This is a genomic window from Mesorhizobium sp. ORS 3428 (assembly GCF_001854785.1).
In the GTDB taxonomy this organism is placed as follows: Bacteria; Pseudomonadota; Alphaproteobacteria; order Rhizobiales; family Rhizobiaceae; genus Mesorhizobium.
The window spans coordinates 51,329-67,261 of sequence record NZ_MDFL01000126.1 but is presented as its reverse complement, the minus strand read 5'-3'; the positions used below and the strand labels follow the sequence as shown (position 1 = coordinate 67,261).

The 15,933-nt window shown below is 63.9% G+C and carries 19 protein-coding genes; 10 read left to right on the top strand and 9 right to left on the bottom strand.

Annotated features, from left to right (window positions below; all coding sequences use genetic code 11):
- Positions 1-14: 14 nt before the first annotated feature.
- Both ORS3428_RS19240 and ORS3428_RS19235 read right to left on the bottom strand, forming a co-directional pair.
- Complete coding sequence (locus ORS3428_RS19240; protein ID WP_071100246.1) at positions 15-1,091, bottom strand: glycosyltransferase family 2 protein; 1,077 nt, start codon at positions 1,089-1,091, stop codon at positions 15-17.
- Between the two features lie 5 nt (positions 1,092-1,096).
- Positions 1,097-2,014 (bottom strand): lysylphosphatidylglycerol synthase domain-containing protein, encoded by a 918-nt coding sequence (locus ORS3428_RS19235; RefSeq protein WP_071099874.1) that lies wholly within the window; start codon positions 2,012-2,014, stop codon positions 1,097-1,099.
- Positions 2,015-2,220: 206 nt separating this feature from the next.
- Here ORS3428_RS19235 and ORS3428_RS34035 point away from each other — a divergent pair, with 206 nt between their 5' ends.
- Entirely contained in the window at positions 2,221-3,063 is an 843-nt protein-coding gene (locus tag ORS3428_RS34035; RefSeq protein WP_244508037.1) for a DUF995 domain-containing protein, read from the top strand.
- Positions 3,064-3,242: 179 nt separating this feature from the next.
- Here the strand turns inward: ORS3428_RS34035 and galE are convergent, their stop codons facing one another.
- From galE to ORS3428_RS19215, 3 genes are all read right to left on the bottom strand, one after another.
- A complete protein-coding gene (gene galE / locus ORS3428_RS19225; protein WP_083355211.1) occupies positions 3,243-4,376 on the bottom strand; it encodes a UDP-glucose 4-epimerase GalE in 1,134 nt (377 codons plus the stop codon).
- Positions 4,373-5,437, bottom strand: a complete 1,065-nt coding sequence (locus tag ORS3428_RS19220) for a UDP-glucuronic acid decarboxylase family protein (RefSeq protein ID WP_071099873.1) — start codon at positions 5,435-5,437, stop codon at positions 4,373-4,375. The genes galE and ORS3428_RS19220 overlap by 4 nt, the downstream gene beginning before the upstream one ends.
- 1,173 nt (positions 5,438-6,610) lie before the next feature.
- Entirely contained in the window at positions 6,611-7,084 is a 474-nt protein-coding gene (locus ORS3428_RS19215) for a carboxymuconolactone decarboxylase family protein (protein ID WP_083355210.1), read from the bottom strand.
- A 135-nt stretch (positions 7,085-7,219) separates the two neighbouring features.
- Here ORS3428_RS19215 and ORS3428_RS19210 point away from each other — a divergent pair, with 135 nt between their 5' ends.
- The 3 genes from ORS3428_RS19210 to ORS3428_RS19200 are packed head-to-tail and all read left to right on the top strand — an operon-like array spanning position 7,220 to position 9,349.
- Positions 7,220-7,864 carry a TetR/AcrR family transcriptional regulator gene (locus tag ORS3428_RS19210; RefSeq protein ID WP_244508036.1) on the top strand — a complete coding sequence of 215 codons (645 nt, stop codon included), beginning with the start codon at positions 7,220-7,222 and terminating at the stop codon, positions 7,862-7,864.
- An 11-nt stretch (positions 7,865-7,875) separates the two neighbouring features.
- Positions 7,876-8,493, top strand: coding sequence for a hypothetical protein (locus tag ORS3428_RS19205; protein WP_071099870.1), 618 nt, complete (start codon positions 7,876-7,878; stop codon positions 8,491-8,493).
- Between the two features lie 7 nt (positions 8,494-8,500).
- Positions 8,501-9,349 carry a 23S rRNA (adenine(2030)-N(6))-methyltransferase RlmJ gene (locus tag ORS3428_RS19200; RefSeq protein WP_071099869.1) on the top strand — a complete coding sequence of 283 codons (849 nt, stop codon included), beginning with the start codon at positions 8,501-8,503 and terminating at the stop codon, positions 9,347-9,349.
- Positions 9,350-9,373: 24 nt separating this feature from the next.
- Here the strand turns inward: ORS3428_RS19200 and ORS3428_RS19195 are convergent, their stop codons facing one another.
- Positions 9,374-10,129, bottom strand: a complete 756-nt coding sequence (locus ORS3428_RS19195; RefSeq protein WP_071100244.1) for an AraC family transcriptional regulator — start codon at positions 10,127-10,129, stop codon at positions 9,374-9,376.
- Between the two features lie 183 nt (positions 10,130-10,312).
- Here ORS3428_RS19195 and ORS3428_RS19190 point away from each other — a divergent pair, with 183 nt between their 5' ends.
- The 5 genes from ORS3428_RS19190 (at position 10,313) to ORS3428_RS19170 (ending at position 12,623) form a co-directional block, all read left to right on the top strand.
- Entirely contained in the window at positions 10,313-10,735 is a 423-nt protein-coding gene (locus ORS3428_RS19190) for a VOC family protein (protein WP_071099868.1), read from the top strand.
- Between the two features lie 26 nt (positions 10,736-10,761).
- Entirely contained in the window at positions 10,762-11,124 is a 363-nt protein-coding gene (locus ORS3428_RS19185) for a DoxX family protein (RefSeq protein WP_071099867.1), read from the top strand.
- A gap of 108 nt (positions 11,125-11,232) precedes the next feature.
- Positions 11,233-11,685 (top strand): hypothetical protein, encoded by a 453-nt coding sequence (locus ORS3428_RS19180; RefSeq protein WP_071099866.1) that lies wholly within the window; start codon positions 11,233-11,235, stop codon positions 11,683-11,685.
- Positions 11,686-11,992: 307 nt separating this feature from the next.
- A complete protein-coding gene (locus ORS3428_RS19175; RefSeq protein WP_071099865.1) occupies positions 11,993-12,184 on the top strand; it encodes a DUF4160 domain-containing protein in 192 nt (63 codons plus the stop codon).
- On the top strand, positions 12,174-12,623 hold the full coding sequence (locus tag ORS3428_RS19170) for a DUF2442 domain-containing protein (protein ID WP_071099864.1): 450 nt from the start codon (positions 12,174-12,176) through the stop codon (positions 12,621-12,623). The genes ORS3428_RS19175 and ORS3428_RS19170 overlap by 11 nt, the downstream gene beginning before the upstream one ends.
- Here ORS3428_RS19170 and ORS3428_RS19165 read toward each other — a convergent pair.
- The 3 genes from ORS3428_RS19165 to ORS3428_RS19155 all read right to left on the bottom strand — a co-directional run bounded on the left by ORS3428_RS19165 (position 12,620) and on the right by ORS3428_RS19155 (position 15,059).
- Positions 12,620-13,912: an RNA polymerase sigma factor gene (locus ORS3428_RS19165; protein ID WP_071099863.1), complete on the bottom strand. Its 1,293-nt coding sequence runs from the start codon at positions 13,910-13,912 to the stop codon at positions 12,620-12,622. The genes ORS3428_RS19170 and ORS3428_RS19165 overlap by 4 nt on opposite strands.
- Complete coding sequence (locus ORS3428_RS19160; protein ID WP_071099862.1) at positions 13,909-14,313, bottom strand: YciI family protein; 405 nt, start codon at positions 14,311-14,313, stop codon at positions 13,909-13,911. The genes ORS3428_RS19165 and ORS3428_RS19160 overlap by 4 nt, the downstream gene beginning before the upstream one ends.
- A gap of 152 nt (positions 14,314-14,465) precedes the next feature.
- Positions 14,466-15,059: a TetR/AcrR family transcriptional regulator gene (locus ORS3428_RS19155; RefSeq protein ID WP_071099861.1), complete on the bottom strand. Its 594-nt coding sequence runs from the start codon at positions 15,057-15,059 to the stop codon at positions 14,466-14,468.
- A 135-nt stretch (positions 15,060-15,194) separates the two neighbouring features.
- Between ORS3428_RS19155 and ORS3428_RS19150 the strand changes: the two genes are divergently transcribed.
- A complete protein-coding gene (locus ORS3428_RS19150; RefSeq protein ID WP_071100243.1) occupies positions 15,195-15,725 on the top strand; it encodes a DinB family protein in 531 nt (176 codons plus the stop codon).
- The last annotated feature ends 208 nt before the right edge of the window (positions 15,726-15,933 follow it).

Sequence of the window (15,933 nt, the reverse complement as noted above, 5' to 3'; positions counted from 1 at the left end):
GGGGGCGAACAGCGTCATTTCCGGCGCGTTCTTTTTTTGCTGCTCGCGGGCGGGCTCGGCAAGTGCCAGCCATCGGCTTCGCCATGTGCGGGCAGTGGGCGTGCGACATAGGCCGAGGCACCGTTGGACTCATGGTAGACGCGCGACAGCATTTCGGCGAGCACACCCGATGTCACCATCTGCAACCCGGCAATCACCAGGAAGAAGCCGGTGAACAGCATTGGACGCGTACCGATGCTGAGACCGAAAAACACCTTCAGGCCAAACAGATAAGCCAGGATCAGGGAGCCCAGCACGCCGAGCACGATGCCTATGCCGCCGAAGAAATGGCCAGGCCTAGTGCGGTAGCGCATGAAGAAGAACATGAAGACGAGGTCCAGCACCACGCGGAAGGTGCGTGAGATGCCGTATTTCGACTGGCCGTAGATGCGGGCGTGATGCGTCACCACCTCCTGGGCAATGCGGCGCGGCGTCGTCACCGTCGCCAGCCAGGCCGGAATGAAGCGGTGCATCTCGCCATAGAGCCGGACGCTGCGGATGACGCTGCCGCGGAAGACCTTCAGGCTGCAGCCATAGWCCTTCAGCCGCACGCCGGTGACGCGCGCGATCAGCGAATTGGCGATGCGCGAGGGCAGCCTGCGCATCCAGAAGCCTTCCTGGCGATTCTTGCGCCAGCCGGCGACAAGGTCGAGATCCTCGGTCAGCAGCCGATAGACCATGCGCGGTATGTCGAACGGATCGTTCTGCAGGTCGCCGTCAAGTGTTGCGATGACATCGCCGCGCGCGGTGTCGAGGCCGGCCTGCATGGCTGCGGTCTRCTTGAAGTTGCGCACCAGCTCCACGGCGTGCACATGCGGACCGTATTCCGCCGCGAGCCTGCGGATTTCGTTCGGCGTGGCATCGGTACTGCCGTCGTCCACCAGCACGACTTCCCAGGGCTGGCTGTAGTTCTCCATCGCCTGGTGGATGCGGGCGAGCAGCGGCTCGACATTGTCGGCCTCGTTGTACATCGGAATGACGATGGAAAGCCTGTGCTCGGGCATGACGGCGCCCTCGGGGAGCCCCGAAAGAGGAATGGGAAGCACGTTCATGGCGGTCATTTCCTTGCGGGTCCCGTGGCCGGGGTCTCCGGCAGCGTTGATTTCGAGGGAAACAGCCAGGCGATCGCGCCGGTGGCGACGGCCGAGCAGAGGATGAAAAGATGCAGCGCAAGTGCTGCCTGCAGGCCGTCCTTCATGGCGATGCCGGAATAGAGCAGCGCCGCCGCGGCGCCCGCCTCGTAAGTGCCGAAGCCGGCGACGCCCTGCACCGGCAGGATGGCGGCGGCCTCGGCCCCGACAGCGCCGGGAAAGGCGGTCTGGAAAGAGGTTCCGAGCAGCATGGCGAGCAGCCACCCCTGCACGGCAAGCTTCAGCGCCCAGTTGGCGACCGTCCACCACCAGCCGTAACGGGAGCGCCCGGTCGCCTCGGTGAAGATGTCGCGCAGCTTGCCGAGCTTCGAAACGATGCGGCCGCGCCCGGCCCAGTCATGCGGCGCGCGCGCCCAGCGCGGCAGGTACCAGGCCAGGGCAATCAGCGCCACGATGCCCGCGGCCTTGAGCGCCGGGTTAAGGCCGGGCCACACCAGACATGCAAGCACGCCGACGACGAAGGCGTCTTGCAGCCTGAACCACAAAAGCGAAGCGCTGGCGCGCACGATCGAAATGCCGAACACCTGGCGAAGCAGCAGCGGAAACGCGGTCTCGCCGCCGCGGAACGGCACGACGTTGATCATTGCGTTGTGGATCAGGATGACGCGCAGGCAGGCGCCGAAGCGGCCGCTCACCTCTTGGCGGAACTCGTCGCACACGCGCAGCGCGCGCAGCACATAGGTGACGAACAGCGCTGCCGCCACCGCCGCGAAGGCGCCCGGCGTGATGCTGACGAAGGCATCGCCCACCATCTTCCAGCGCGAGTCGCCGGCAAGCCATGCCAGCAGCGCCAGAGTCACGATTATCGAGAACGCTCTTTTCAACCAGTTCTCCGAATGGCGCCGACCGCCGCATTCCGGTAATCGCTTCGATTTCGAAAATCCGCCGCGCGGCCGGGAGGCGTTTTGCGTCGACGGTTGTCCTGCCGGTTTCCAACGGCCCGGCGGGGTCGCCGAAATTCCGAGCCTAGCTTCCGGCCCGCCCAATGTCTGTGCTCCATCATAAGCGGCTGATCCTATAGACCAGCGGCTTGTCCGAATCCACAAGCTTGGTTTTGGTCCGGCCGGTGGGGCAGTTCCGTGGATCGGGCGGTTATGCCGATCTGTCCCGCGCGCTCCCATTCGGCCGCGACTTGCAGTCCACCAACACAGCTGTTTCGGCGGCAACAGGAAGATTGACTCTGCACTCCGAGCAGCGGTTAATGGCGTCTGGGGGCGGTAGCTGCGATGGAGGGATTCCAAGACCCTGCCTGGTGGTGACGCCGGATCAAAAGGCGACTTCCGACATGTCATCACTCACTGTGCCAACAGCTCGAAACATGTGGCCGTCCAGATCGGCCAGTGGCGTGGAACGCCGCCGGCCGGCGAGGCGCATCGCCCTGATGCTCCTCCTCGCCTGCGGCGGGATGACGCTTTCCGGCGCCGCTTATGCAGCTGGCGCCCAGGATGCCGCGCCGGCTGAGGCAGCCACCATCCCGACAGCGTTCGAACTGCAGCTGTTCTACGCTGACCGCACCTGGAACTGGGAGGACGGCGCCGCCTATTTTGCGCAGGACAGGCATATGCGGGCCTGGACCTCTGTGCCGGATGCGGCCTCCGTAGCCGAAGGCACGTGGCATCTTAGCAATGACGGCAAGATGTGCATGGATCTGATCTGGCGGTCCAGGGCCTATGCGGCAAAGCCAATTCGCACCTGTTTCAGCCATCGCGTCCTGGAAGGGAGGGTCGAGCAGCGCAAGGAGCCGGATGGCCGGTGGTACAGCTTTAGGCACACCTCCGAGGATCCAGCTGACGAGCTCCGGAAATTCCAGCCGGGTGATGCCAGGGCTGCCGAGTTCGAAAAGGTCCGGAAACAGATCGATTCAAAGAGCTGAAGCAACTCCCAATGGAAGCCGCTGCGCACTCTTCAGGAACCGCTCCAGAGCAATTAATGCATGCCGCCCAAAGTGCGCAGCGGTTTTGGGAGAACGATATGCATAAACCAAGACTTAAAGCGCGCCGCCCGAATCCGTTTCGTGGCGACAAGCTTCAACAGGCTCGCTGAGACCAGCCCTCAACCCAGCTCAGCGAGCCCGTGCCCCGACTCATTACTCACGGGGACGACTGCCGGCCGCGCGAGCCGGCGTTTCTTCGTGGCGTCCGCGCCGCGTTGCGCGCCCTTTGCGGGCGAAACGGTGGCGAATGCATTGGAGGCCGTCGGCTTCAGCGTCTGTTCCAGCCCGAAGAAGGGCGCGGCCGTCCTGACGATGGTGTCGATATCAGAATTCTCCGCCACGAAGCCCAGCTGCTCGCGAGCAAGGCCGGGGTCGGCGAAAAGCTCGGCGGGATCGCCGGGCCGGCGCGGCCTGTAGGCGACCGGGACCGGCCGCGACGTGATGCGGCCGACCGCGTCGAGGATTTCCTTGATCGAGATGCCGCGGCCGGTGCCGAGATTGACGGCGAGGCTGGCGCCGCCGGCTTCCAGATGCATCAATGCCTTGAGATGCGCGCGGGCGAGGTCGCTGACATGGATATAGTCGCGCACGCAGGTGCCGTCCGCCGTGTCATAGTCGGTGCCGAAGACCTCGATCGCCTCGATCATTCCGGACGCCGCCATCAGCACCCTCGGAATGAGATGGGTTTCGGGCGTGTGCCATTCGCCGAGCTCGCCTTCGGGATCGGCGCCGCAGGCGTTGAAGTAGCGCAGGATCGCGTATTTCAGTCCGTAGGCCGAGGCATAGTCCTTGATGATTTCTTCGCCCATCAGCTTGCTGCGACCATAGGGACTGATCGGGTTCTGCGACGAAGCCTCGCTGACCGGCAGTACCTCCGGTACGCCATAGGTCGCGCAGCTCGAGGAAAAGATGATCTTGTCGACGCCGTTTGCCCGCGCGGCATCGAGCACCGCGATCGTGCCGCCGACATTTGTCGCGTAGTAGTCAGCCGGCTCGCTGACCGACTCGCCGACATAGGCGAGGGCGGCGAAATGGACGACCGCCTGCGGCCGGTGGGCATCGATCGCCCGCTGCAGCGATCGGCGGTCGCGGATGTCGCCGACGACCAGCGGTCCCCAGGCCACGGCCTTCTCGTTGCCGCGGCTCAAGTTGTCGTAGACCACCGGCAGGTAGCCTGCCGCCGAGAGCAGCTTGCAGGTATGGCTGCCGATGAAGCCGGCGCCACCCGTCACCAGAACGCGGCGGCGGGTCATTGCGCCGCTGTCTCCCTGACAGAGGATGCGCGGGCGCTCCGCGGAACGACGAACCGGCGGCCGCCCAGCAGGGCGTCGAAATAGGCGGTGGTGCGGGCAAGCCCCTCGCCGAGGGCCACTTTCGGCTCCCAGCCGAGACACTGCCTGGCAAAAGAGATATCGGGCTTGCGTTGCCTCGGGTCGTCGACCGGCAGCGGCCTGTGCACGATGCGCGAGCTCGAATTGGTGTAGTCGACCACCAGCTCGGCCAATTCCATGATGGTGAACTCGACGGGATTGCCGAGATTGACGGGGTGCTGYGGCGCCACCGGGGCGTTCATCAGGCGGATGAAGCCCTCGACCAGGTCGTCGACGAAGCAGAAGGAGCGCGTCTGCGTGCCGTTGCCGTAGACGGTGATATCGTCGCCGCGCAGCGCCTGGACGATGAAGTTCGACACCACGCGCCCGTCGTCGGGCTGCATGCGCGGGCCATAGGTGTTGAAGATGCGCGCGACGCGGACATCGATGCCGTATGTCCGCGAATAGTCGAAGAACAGCGTCTCGGCCGAGCGCTTGCCCTCGTCATAGCAGGAACGCGGGCCATGCGTGTTGACGTTGCCGAAATAGCCTTCCGGCTGTGGATGCACAAGCGGGTCGCCATAGACCTCCGAGGTCGATGCCTGGAAGATCCTGGCGTTGTGGCGCCGGGCGAGCTCCAGAAGGTTGATCGAGCCGAGCACGCTTGTCTTGAAGGTGTGGATCGGATCGGCCTGGTAATGGGGCGGGGATGCGGGGCAGGCGAGGTTGTAGATCTCGTCCACGGCGAAGTCCGTTGGGAGTTCGTCGACAATGTCGTGCTTGATGCAGGTGAAGGAAGCGTCGCGCGCTATGCCGGCGAGATTGTATTTTTTGCCGGTGTGGAAATTGTCGAGCGCAATGACCTCATAGCCGTCGGCGAGCAGCCTCTCGCACAAATGCGAACCCAGAAATCCCGCCCCGCCGGCAACCAGGGSGCGACCGCGATCGAAACCCCGCCGACCCGGCCCGCCGTCCAGCTTCAAAACCTTGATGACCCCGCTCATGGCAACCCTCGTACGCGCACACGTTACCGATCCGGGCCGGGACAACAGCGTTGCCCGACCAAGCCAAAACCAAAGGCGATCCCTCCGCATGCGCGGAATCGCCTGCACGATGTGTGCTCGTAAATTTCTGAGTTCGCGGAGCTTCTGCTTGCGGCTTATTTTCTGCCGCTCAGCATCCCTTCGCCCCTTAGTCGCGATTCCACGAATATGGTTGCCACCACCGCGGACTGCTCGCCCAAATTGCACACCCAACGCATATAAAGATATACCTGTGGATGGCGTAGTCAACTAAATTAGCTATTCGTTAACCAAACTTGTCTGTGATTGGTTAACCATGGTCGTGCGAGTTGAACCCGCTGGCGGCCGCAAGTATTGCCGCCGCGTTGCTTGCGTGCCTTGCAATGGGCCGGTTCGTGAAGATGCCCCGGCGGGCTGATGTATGAAAAGCCGCGGCGGACGCCACGGCTCACTGAAAGARCTGTGCGAAAATGACATTCGGCACCAGCGCCCGGTGCGTCCGGTTTTATTTCTATACCAACATCGAACCTCAGATATCTTGCGTCGAAAGCGGTGCAAGTCCTCTCAGGAAGCAATGCGATTGCTGTCCGAATCCGCTCGGGCTGCAGATATGCGCKGCGTTACCAAAATAGGGGTTGGCGCTCACGTTGGTGACCGAGGTGGGCGCGGTTCTGGTCTGTGCCGCTCGATCCGGTTCAAGTTGAGCAAGGCGGCGTTGCCGCTCTGCGATATGYTGAATGCGGTCGGTTGTCCGAAATCAAAGTACTGGCAACCAGAAATCGCCAGAAATGATCCGAATACCAAAATTATATAAGGAAATTGACTTGGCTTGCAGAACTTATTGCTTTGCGATGGTTCGCTTTGCTTCTTATGAGTTGTGATCATCGCGATCCTTTTGGGCGCGCAAGGGGAACTTGCGTTCGAATCATCGGCCAAAAACCCACATCAATTATGTTATGCAAACCCGGTTAATTTAGCGATAGCTTTTGAATGGCGGGATTTTGAATGCTTGGCGGAAGACCGCCGGGAAGCGACGGGCCGGACAGTCGTTCACATCCGCCGGTTGTCAGGCCGGGTCTGCCGGCGTTGGTGACGCTCGTGACAAAAGCATGGCCCGCGAAGCTGCGGGCCATGCTTCTTGCGGTCGCGCGGGCTTCACTCCCCGCCCATTTCCTTCTTGAACTGGGCGAAGTCGATCTGCATGCCGTTGAAGACCGTGCTCCAGTGGCGGGTCAGCGCCGACACGGCGACAGCCTCCTGGATCTCCTCGTCCGTGGCGCCGGCGCGCTTGGCGTCCTGAGTGTCCGACCAGATGCAGTAGCTGCACGGGATTTGTGCTGCAACCGCCAGCGAGATCAGCGATTTCACCTTCGGCGACAGCGCCGTCTTGTCGCTGAGCTGCAAGGCCTTGACCTCTGCCCAGGCGCCGGGCACAGCGGCTTTCGGGAACTGCTTCACGAAGCTGGGCACGCCGCCCATCGTCGCCTGCATGTCCTTGAGGGCAGCCTCATAGTCATCGGCGCTGGCCGGCGCCGAGGTCAGCATGGCCGCGACTGTGCAGGCGGCGGCGAGCAGAGAAGCGGAACGAAGGCGGGAATGCACATTTAAGGCGATGCGAATGACAGACATGACGTTCTCCTCTGGTTTTTGCTAGCCTTACGGTGTAAGGTGATTGGAAAATGAACCTTACAGCGTAAGTTGTCAAGCGACGCCATGGACTCATCGATCAAAAAAAAGCGATCCCGCGGTTGGCTGTCCCGCGAGATGATCGAGGACGCCGCCTTCGAGGTGATCGAAAGGGAAGGGCTCTCCGGCTTCTCGATGCRCAAGCTCGCGGCCGCGCTCGGTTGCGAGGCGATGAGCATCTACCATCACTTCCCATCGCAGGCGCATCTCTACGAGGCACTGGTCGACCGGCAGATGAGCGGGCTTGTCGTCCCTGACAACAGCCTGCCCTGGCGCGAGCGGGCGCGCATCGGCATGCAGGAATTCCGCCGCGTCGCGACCGAGCACCCCGCCTTCGCGCCGTTCATCGTCGTCTATCGCATGAACTCGCCGCCCTGCCTCGCCAAGCTGAACGCCATCATCGGCCTGTTCGAGGATGGCGGCTTCGGGCCCGAGCTCAGCGCCCGCCTGTTCCGCGCCGCCGGCTATTATCTGATGGGCGCGATCCTCGACGAGACCGCCGGCTACGCCAAAGGCCCTTCGGCGGTCACAACCGTCAGCGACGAGGATCTGGCGCGCGACTATCCCAGCGTCGGTGCGGCCGGGACCTATTTCGGCGCGAGCGAATTCGACAAGACTTTCGAGCTTGGCCTGGAGATGTTCCYGGACGAGATGGAGCGGATTCGCGACGCTGCCCGGAGCGGAACCTCGAAAGTCGACGGTCACGCTCGGAAGAGAAAATAGCCAGGCTCTCAATGCGCTTCCTCTCGGTTCTTGTCCTCATTGCCGGCGCCGCCATCGGTGTCTTCTACCCCTGGGCGATGAGCAATTTCTCCGGCCATGCGATCGGCACCTGGCGCGTCTACGAGGGCGGCCGCTTCAAGCCGGTGACGGTGCAACTGGCGGCCGGCGACGCGCCGGTCCGGGTGCTGGTCGACCTCACCRCACGGGGCGAACGCGTCGCCTCACAGCAGCGCACCGTGTTGACGCTGACCGCGGCAAGCGGCAGCCGAACGGCGCTCGCCTCGACGCTCTCCTTCAACCACACCGACAATCCGCGCCAGGTGAGCCCGCAACTGCCCGACAAGATCTTTCGCGACGAGGCCGGCGTGATCAAAACGGTGACACCGGGCCCTTACGTTTTCACCGTCGCTCCGGGCGACGCCGACGGGATTGACATGCGCGCCGTCGACCTGATCTTGCGAGCCGGCGCCGGCTCGATCGACGAGAGGGTGCGGCCGGCCGGTTATGTCCTGATGGGTCTCGGGCTGGTCGGGCTGGTGGTGTCGCTGGTCTTCGGCGGCAAGCGGCAGCAGAACCCCAACGCGCAGCCGCCACCGCCGCGCTGGGGCCGCGGCGGCGCGCCGAGGTGAGGGCGGCATGAACTACCGTCACGCCTATCACGCCGGCAATTTCGCTGATGTCGTCAAGCACGCCGTGCTCAGCCGCCTGGTCGAGTACCTGAAGCAGAAGGACAAGGCCTTCCGCGTCATCGACACCCATGCCGGCATCGGCCGTTATGACCTGGCCTCTGTCGAAGCCGGCAAGACCGGCGAATGGCAGGGCGGCATCGGTCGGCTGTTGGATGCCGCGCTCGATTCCCGGACCGCAACCCTTCTTCAGCCCTATCTGGAAGCGGTGCGCGCCGAAAATCCCGATGGCAACCTCGGCCGCTATCCCGGCTCGCCGCTGATCGTGCGCCACCTGCTGCGCAAGCAGGACYGGCTGACCGCCATCGAGCTCCACCCCGAGGACGCAGCGCGATTGAAGTCGGTCTTCGCCGGCGATTTCCAGGCGAGGGTGATCGAGCTCGACGGCTGGCTGGCGCTCGGCGCGCATCTGCCGCCGAAGGAAAAGCGCGGACTGGTCCTCGTCGATCCGCCTTTCGAGGAGGAGGGCGAGTTCCCGCGTCTGGTCGAGAACCTGCGGCGGGCGCACCGGCGCTGGCCGGGCGGCATCTATGCGCTCTGGTACCCGATCAAGGACCGCAAGGCGGTCGCCGCCTTCCGCACGGCGCTGAAGGAGGCGGGCATCCCGAAGCTGCTCGACATCGGCTTCGAGATCCGGCCGTCCTCGAGCGAGCCCAGCCTCGACGGCAGCGGCCTGGTGGTGGTCAACCCGCCCTATACGCTGGAGGCCGAATTGCGGATCCTGCTGCCGGCGCTGCACAAGACGCTGGCCGTCGATCAGCCGTCGCGCTGGACGATCGAATGGCTGGCCGGGGAGTAGGCCGGGTGCGGCGCCGATATTCAGCTATGTCAGCGCCGCCGGCGTGATGCCGGTCAGGCGCCGGCTCTCGCGGATCAGATGCGCCTGGTCGGCGTAGCCGGCCTCGACGGCAAGCACGGCGGTCGAAGCGTCGCCGGCCTTCTCGCGCAGGTGCCGGAAGCGGTGGAAGCGCAGGATGCGGTCGAGCGTTTTGGGCCCATAGCCGAAGGCATCCTCGAAGCGCCGCCTCAGTGTCCGCTCGCTCATATGCAAGTGACGCTGCAGGAAGGGAACCAACGGCGTTTCCGGCGGCAGGCCCGCTTTGATGACGTCGAAGGCCCTGCCCATCAGCGGATCGAGCGCATCGCGCCCTTCGGTGCGCATGCCGATAGTATTTTCCAGTTGCCGCACCATCCCGGCGAGGTCCGGCGTGGCCTTGATGCGGTTCGACAGTTCCCGGACCCGTGTGCCCCAGAGCTCGCTGAGATCCAGCCGGCCGCCGAGGATCTCGCCGGCCGGCACGCCGAGCCAGCCGGCCGCTGCTCCCGGCCGGAAGCGGAAGCCGACGATCACCGCGCCGGCCGGCAGCCGCTCGATCTGCGGCTCCTTGTCCGGCCCGGCGATCCGGAACCGCCCGTCGATCCATTGCAAGTCGATGGTCGCGTCCGGCGTGATCACGATGGGCGGCGCGTCATGCTCCGCCATGCGATGGACCCAGACCGCGGAAAAGGCGCTTGCCAGGCCAGCGGCTGCGGGCCTTTCCTTGAAGAAGCCGGTGGACTGGGCGAGGACCGCTTCCATTCCTTCTCCGATCTTTTCGGCATTTCCTGCCGGATCGACGCCTCGGCCATTTTTGGCCGAAATCTTCAATGCCGGCCGCCTCCGCTGTGGCAAAACGGATGCAACCTGCTGGCGCGTCAGCGGCTCTTGCCGACCCGCATCCGCTATCCGTTGTGGGCCCGAATATAGAAAGGAGAAAGAGAAATGAAAGCTCGCATCACCGTTCTCACGCTCGGCGTCGACGATCTCGAAGCGTCGCTGAAATTCTATCGCGACGGCCTTGGCCTGCCGACCGAAGGCATTATCGGTCGCGAGTTCGAGCATGGCGCCGTCGCCTTCTTCGAACTCGCCGGCGGCCTGAAGTTCGCCATCTTCGAACGCTCGAGCATCGCCCACGACGCCACGGTGCCGCAGAGCAGCCGCAGCCCGACAGAGCTCACCATAGGCCATAATGTGGCGAGCGAAGCCGAGGTCGACGCTGTGATGGCCGAGGCCGTCAAGGCCGGCGCGCGCGTGGTCAAGCCGGCGCAAAAGACCTTCTGGGGCGGCTATGCCGGCTATTTCCAGGACCCCGACGATCATCTCTGGGAAGTCGTCTACAACCCGGCTTTTGTCCCGAAGGACTGAGCCGGCAGAGCCCGCAGGAGGCCGACATGACCCTTGATACCGTTCAGGCGATCGGCGCGTTTCTTATCGGCGGCGTGTTCGTCTTTGCCGGCGTCGAGCACTTTGTGAGGTTCAAGGCGATGTGCGCCTATCTGGCGAACCGGAATTTCCCGGCTCCCGCCCTCATGCTGGCGGCCGGGTCGGCGCTCGAGATCGTCGCCGGCCTGATGCTCGTCCTCGGCCTCGCTATGCCTTTCGCCGCCGGCGCGCTGATCCTGTTCACGCTGGCGGCGAACTTGATGCTGCTGCGCTTCTGGGCCTCCGAAGAGCCGGAGCGGCAGGTGCTGCGCAATGCCTTTCTGATCAACGTCGCCGTCATCGGCGGATTGCTGCTGGCCGGCGCCGGCTAGGGGGCACGCGTCCCCAACGTTGCTTTCCGGAAACCATTGTCTTCGCAACCGCTTGACCGCCGCCAAGCGAAACCGCAGAGTGCGCGCAATCGACCTTGAGAGGCTGTCATGACTCGCTTCGCTCATTCCGCCCTTGCTGCGCTGATTTCGCTTTTGACGCCGCTTGGCACGTCGCTCGGCTTCACCCAGGCTGCGCATGCCGCCGATCTCTCCGTTTACACCGAGAACGACGGCAGCGTCTGCGGGGAGGCATGGGTGCTGAACAAGATCACCCATCGCTTCAACTACCAGGTGCATAACGTGCCGCACCTGCCCAACGTCGCGATCGCCGATTTTCGCAACATCCGCCAGCACCGCTACCAGCCGGCGAGCGACGAATGGCCGATCGGCCGCCATTATTGCCGCGCCACGGTCGCCCTTTCGGACGGCCGCGACCGCTCGATCTTCTACCTGATCGAGGAAGGCCAGGGCTTTGCCTCGATCGGCGACAATGTCGAGTTCTGCGTCTCGGGCTTCGACCGCTGGATGGTCTATAACGGCCGCTGCCGCGTGCTGCGCTGAGGCATCCGCCTTACGAGCGCTGCTCGCGTCGGCAGACCAGAGTCCCACAGCTCTCGTTTGCGCGTCCGATTGGACGCGCTGTAGTGCCAGCACGCCGGCAGTGCCAGCATCCTTCCATGGCCGACTCTCATCGGTAGCAATGTGAAGCCCGTTCGCCGATGACTGAACTTGCCAAGAATTGTCCCGCCGAAGGATGGTCAGACCGGAAAGAGTCCGCGACGTGGACTATTTCCCTTGATTTAGTCCGCATGGTGGACTAAATTCAGTCGTGCCAACGCTGGCTCGCCTCGGAAACATTTTGATCCGCATGTACGCAGACGATCATGTGCCGCCGCATTTCCATGTGGCGACACGGGATGGTGAGGCGCTGGTGAGCATCGACGGCCTTGAAATGCTGCAGGGATCGATTGACCGCCGTAGTCTCGAAGCGGCGTTGGAGTGGGCTGGCGAAAACATCGAAACGCTGACCAGCGAATGGAGACGTCTCAATGAGAGATGATATCATCGCAGTAGGCAACGCTCTGCCGCGGATTGCCGCCGCATTTCCTCTAGATGGCCGCAAGGTGAAGATCGTCTGGTCAGACGGCTCCGTAAAAGTGGCTGATCTGACAGGTGCTTTTGCCAGCCGTCGCATCTTCATCCCGCTCCGGAAAGATGAYGCGTTGTTTCGAACCCTTCGGGTTTCTGAGATGGGCGACGGCATTGAATGGGACRGACCTGATCTTGAGTTCTCCGCGCTTTGGCTTGACCGGCTTCCCGAAGCGGAATTCACCAACGACGAATTCCGGGCAGCTATGGATGCTCTCGGCCTTTCTTTAGATGGAATGGCAGCCGACCTCGGCCTCTCCCGAAGCCTTGTTGCCGAATATCGGCAGGATAAGCCGATCCCCAGGCACGTGGCACTGGCCACACGATACCTGCTAAGGAGGGCAGCTTAGAGCGGTTTCCGCTTAGCCACGTTCCTGCGGTTGGCCACGGCAGAATCGCCAGCATCGGCGCGTGCCAGCAGCAGGGCGCKCTGCCTCTCATTGCCGGTCTGTTCGGCGGCGCGGCGGAATTCTGCCTGGGCTTCCTCCGTTCGTCCGAGCTTTTCCAAGAGGTCGCCGCGCACCGTGGGTAACAGGTGCGAGTCCCTAAGCCGCGGCTCGTCTTGCAGCGCATCGGCTATGGCGAGGCCCTGTGCCGGTCCGAACGCCATGCCGACCGCTACCGCCCGGTTGACCTCGACGATGGGCGAGGGCGTCGCGAGCGACAGCGCCTGGTAATAGGCGGCGATTGCGATCCAGTCGGTGTCGGCGGCGCTCACCGCGCGGGCATGGCAGGCGGCGATCATTGCCTGCAGCAGGTAGGGGCCGGGTGTCGGCGTGAGCGCCATCGCGCGATTGAGGCCATCGAGACCGCGCCGGATCAGCGACCAGTCCCAGCGGCTGCGGTCCTGGTCGAGCAAAAGGATCGGATTACCCGCCCGGTCGGTGCGGGCGGCAAAGCGCGAGGCGTTGAATTCCATCAGTGCCACCAGCCCGAGCGCCTCAGGCTCTTCCGGGACCAGCGCGGCGAGGAGGCGACCGAGCCGCAATGCTTCGCCGCTGAGATCCGCACGCAGCCAGTCCGGCCCTGCCGAGGCCACATAGCCTTCGTTGAAGATCAGGTAGACCACCTCCAGCACGGTGCCGAGACGTTGGCGCCGGTCCTCGCCGCGTGGCGTCTCGAACGCTATGCCGGCGTCGCGCAGCGTCCGCTTGGCGCGCACGATGCGCTGGGCGATTGTGGCTTCCGGCACCAGGAAGGCGCGGGCGATCTCGGGTGTCGAAAGCCCGCCCACCATACGCAAGGCCAGTGCCACGCGCTGGTCGGTCGGCAGCACCGGATGGCAGGCGGTGAAGATCAGCCGCAGCAAATCGTCGTCGATATCCTCGTCGAGCGCCGCCTCGAGATCGGGTATCTGCCGCTCCAACTCGGCGAGGTCGATCGCCAGTTCGCGGTGCTTGCCGTCGAGCATTGTGGTGCGGCGCAGCCGGTCGAGCGCCCGGTTGGTGGCGACCCGCGCCAGCCAGGCAGCCGGGTTGTGCGGTATACCATCCGTGGGCCAGCGCTCCAGCGCCTGCAGGAAGGCATCCTGCACGACTTCCTCGGCCAGGCCGATGTCGCGCAGATAGCGGGTCAGCCTGGCGGCGAGCTTCGGCTGCTCGATCCGCCAGACCGCTTCGACGGTCGCGGCTGCGGTCAACTCTTCAGCCGGCTGAAACCTTCGGCCGCCTTCTGGACGTCTTCGGGAAAATCGCTCATCTCCTGGACGCGGCGGACCTCGATGACGTCATTTTCTCCGGCGGGGCATCGGCGGGCCCATTCGATGGCCTCCTCGCGCGAGCGCACGTCGATCATCCAGTAGCCGCCGAGCACTTCCTTGACCTCCGCGAAGGGGCCGTCGGTGACGGTTGGCTTGCCGCCCTTGAAGCTGACCCGCGCGCCCGTGGACGGCGGATGCAACCCGTCGAGTGCCAAGAGCACGCCGGCCCGCTTCAGCTCCTCATTGTATTTCATCATCTCCGCCACCGCCTCGGCGCTYGGCATTGCGTCGGGGGCCGCGGTCGCGTAGCCACCAGGGATCATCAGCATCATGAAGCGCATCGGAATTTTTCCTTCGATTGGTTAGCTGCGATGTTACGACGAACGAAGGTCGAGGGAATCGACGGCGACTTCAAAATTAAGTTCAATCCGCCAGGACGCGATCTGCCGCTGCTACCAGGCTTGACCGCATTGACTACAGGGCACCGCCCCCATCACGCTCGCGCGCCCTGGCCGGATAGATAGGCGCAGATCAGCTCGCCGAGCTGCCTCTGCAGCTCGGGCGCGTCGAGCATGTTGCGGCGCGCCGCATTATGGATCACGCCTTCGATAGCGGAGGAGAGCACGCGCGCCACGGTCTCGGTGTCCTTGCGGCGCCGGCGGTATTGCGCGACGGCCGCCGCGTAGTGCTCAAGGTAGCGGGCCTGGAACGAGGCGTGTGCGGCGCGCGAACCGCGATCGCCCGGCGCCTCGTCGAGTAGCACCTGATGCAGCGTCGGATGGATGCTGTGCGCGGCGATCATGYCGCGCACCAGTTCGCGCGCGAATTGCCGGAGCGGCTTCTCCTCGGCCGCGGCTTCGCGGATGACCGAGAGCACATGATCGAAGTGGCGGCGCCGGATGGCGTCGACCAGAGCGAGCTTGTCGGGGAAATACTGATAGAGCGAGCCGATGCTCACACCGGCGGCCTCGGCCACCTTGTTGGTGCTGAAGCCCGCCCAGCCGACCTCGCTCAGAACGCGAGCACCTGCTTCAATGATCGCCTCGACGGTGGCGACCGATCGCGCCTGGCGCGGTTCCTTGCGCATGCGCGGAGCTGGCTTTGCAATGCGAGTAGACATCCTGGCGGGGTCTCCCGAGAATATAAACAAGATACTCACATTTCTTCGCGGAGCAATTCCGTCCGGAATTGCGTGTCACGGACACGGCAAATGGAGCCGAACATGAGTGCCTCGACCCTGCTGCGCAGCCTCCTTGTCTACCAGGCCTGGGCCAATGACGAATTGCTGGAGAAACTCACCGGCATGGATCCGCGTCGCAACCAGAAGGAACGCCGCGCCGCGTTGAGACTGATGAACCACATCCATATCGTGTCGCGGATCTTTGCGGCGCATCTCGTCGGCGTCTCCCATGGCTATACGAGCGACAACACCGGCGAAACCCCGGAGCCTGCGGAACTGCGCGCCGCCACGGCGGAGGTCGACCGCTGGTATCTCGACTATCTGGCAAGCGTTTCGGAGCAAAAGCTTGCCGAGCCRGCCGCCTTCACCTTCACCGACGGCGACAAGGGCTGCATGACCCGCCAGGAGATGCTGACCCATGTCGTCCTCCACGGCAGCTATCACCGCGGCGAAGTCGGCCGCATGCTGGCCGGGATCGCGGTCGCGCCGCCTTGGGATACCTCTGCAGTGCATCTGCACAGGGCAGAGCCGTCACGTCGCCTGCAAGTGAAGCTCGAGCCGCTGGATGCCTGAAGCTGCCACAGAATGTGAGCAAAAAGCTCGCTTTTACGCCGGCAAGGTTTGTCGAAGCGGATATACAGCGTTGCTTCGCTCTATCCTGTAGATGTTTTTACTGGACAAGATAAAGCGAGCGCTTCGAGGCGTTTTGTTTATTGTGAGCAGGGCGCTCACATTCCGCATTCTGGGCGGGGAGGGTTTGCTTGGATGATCCGGGGATAGA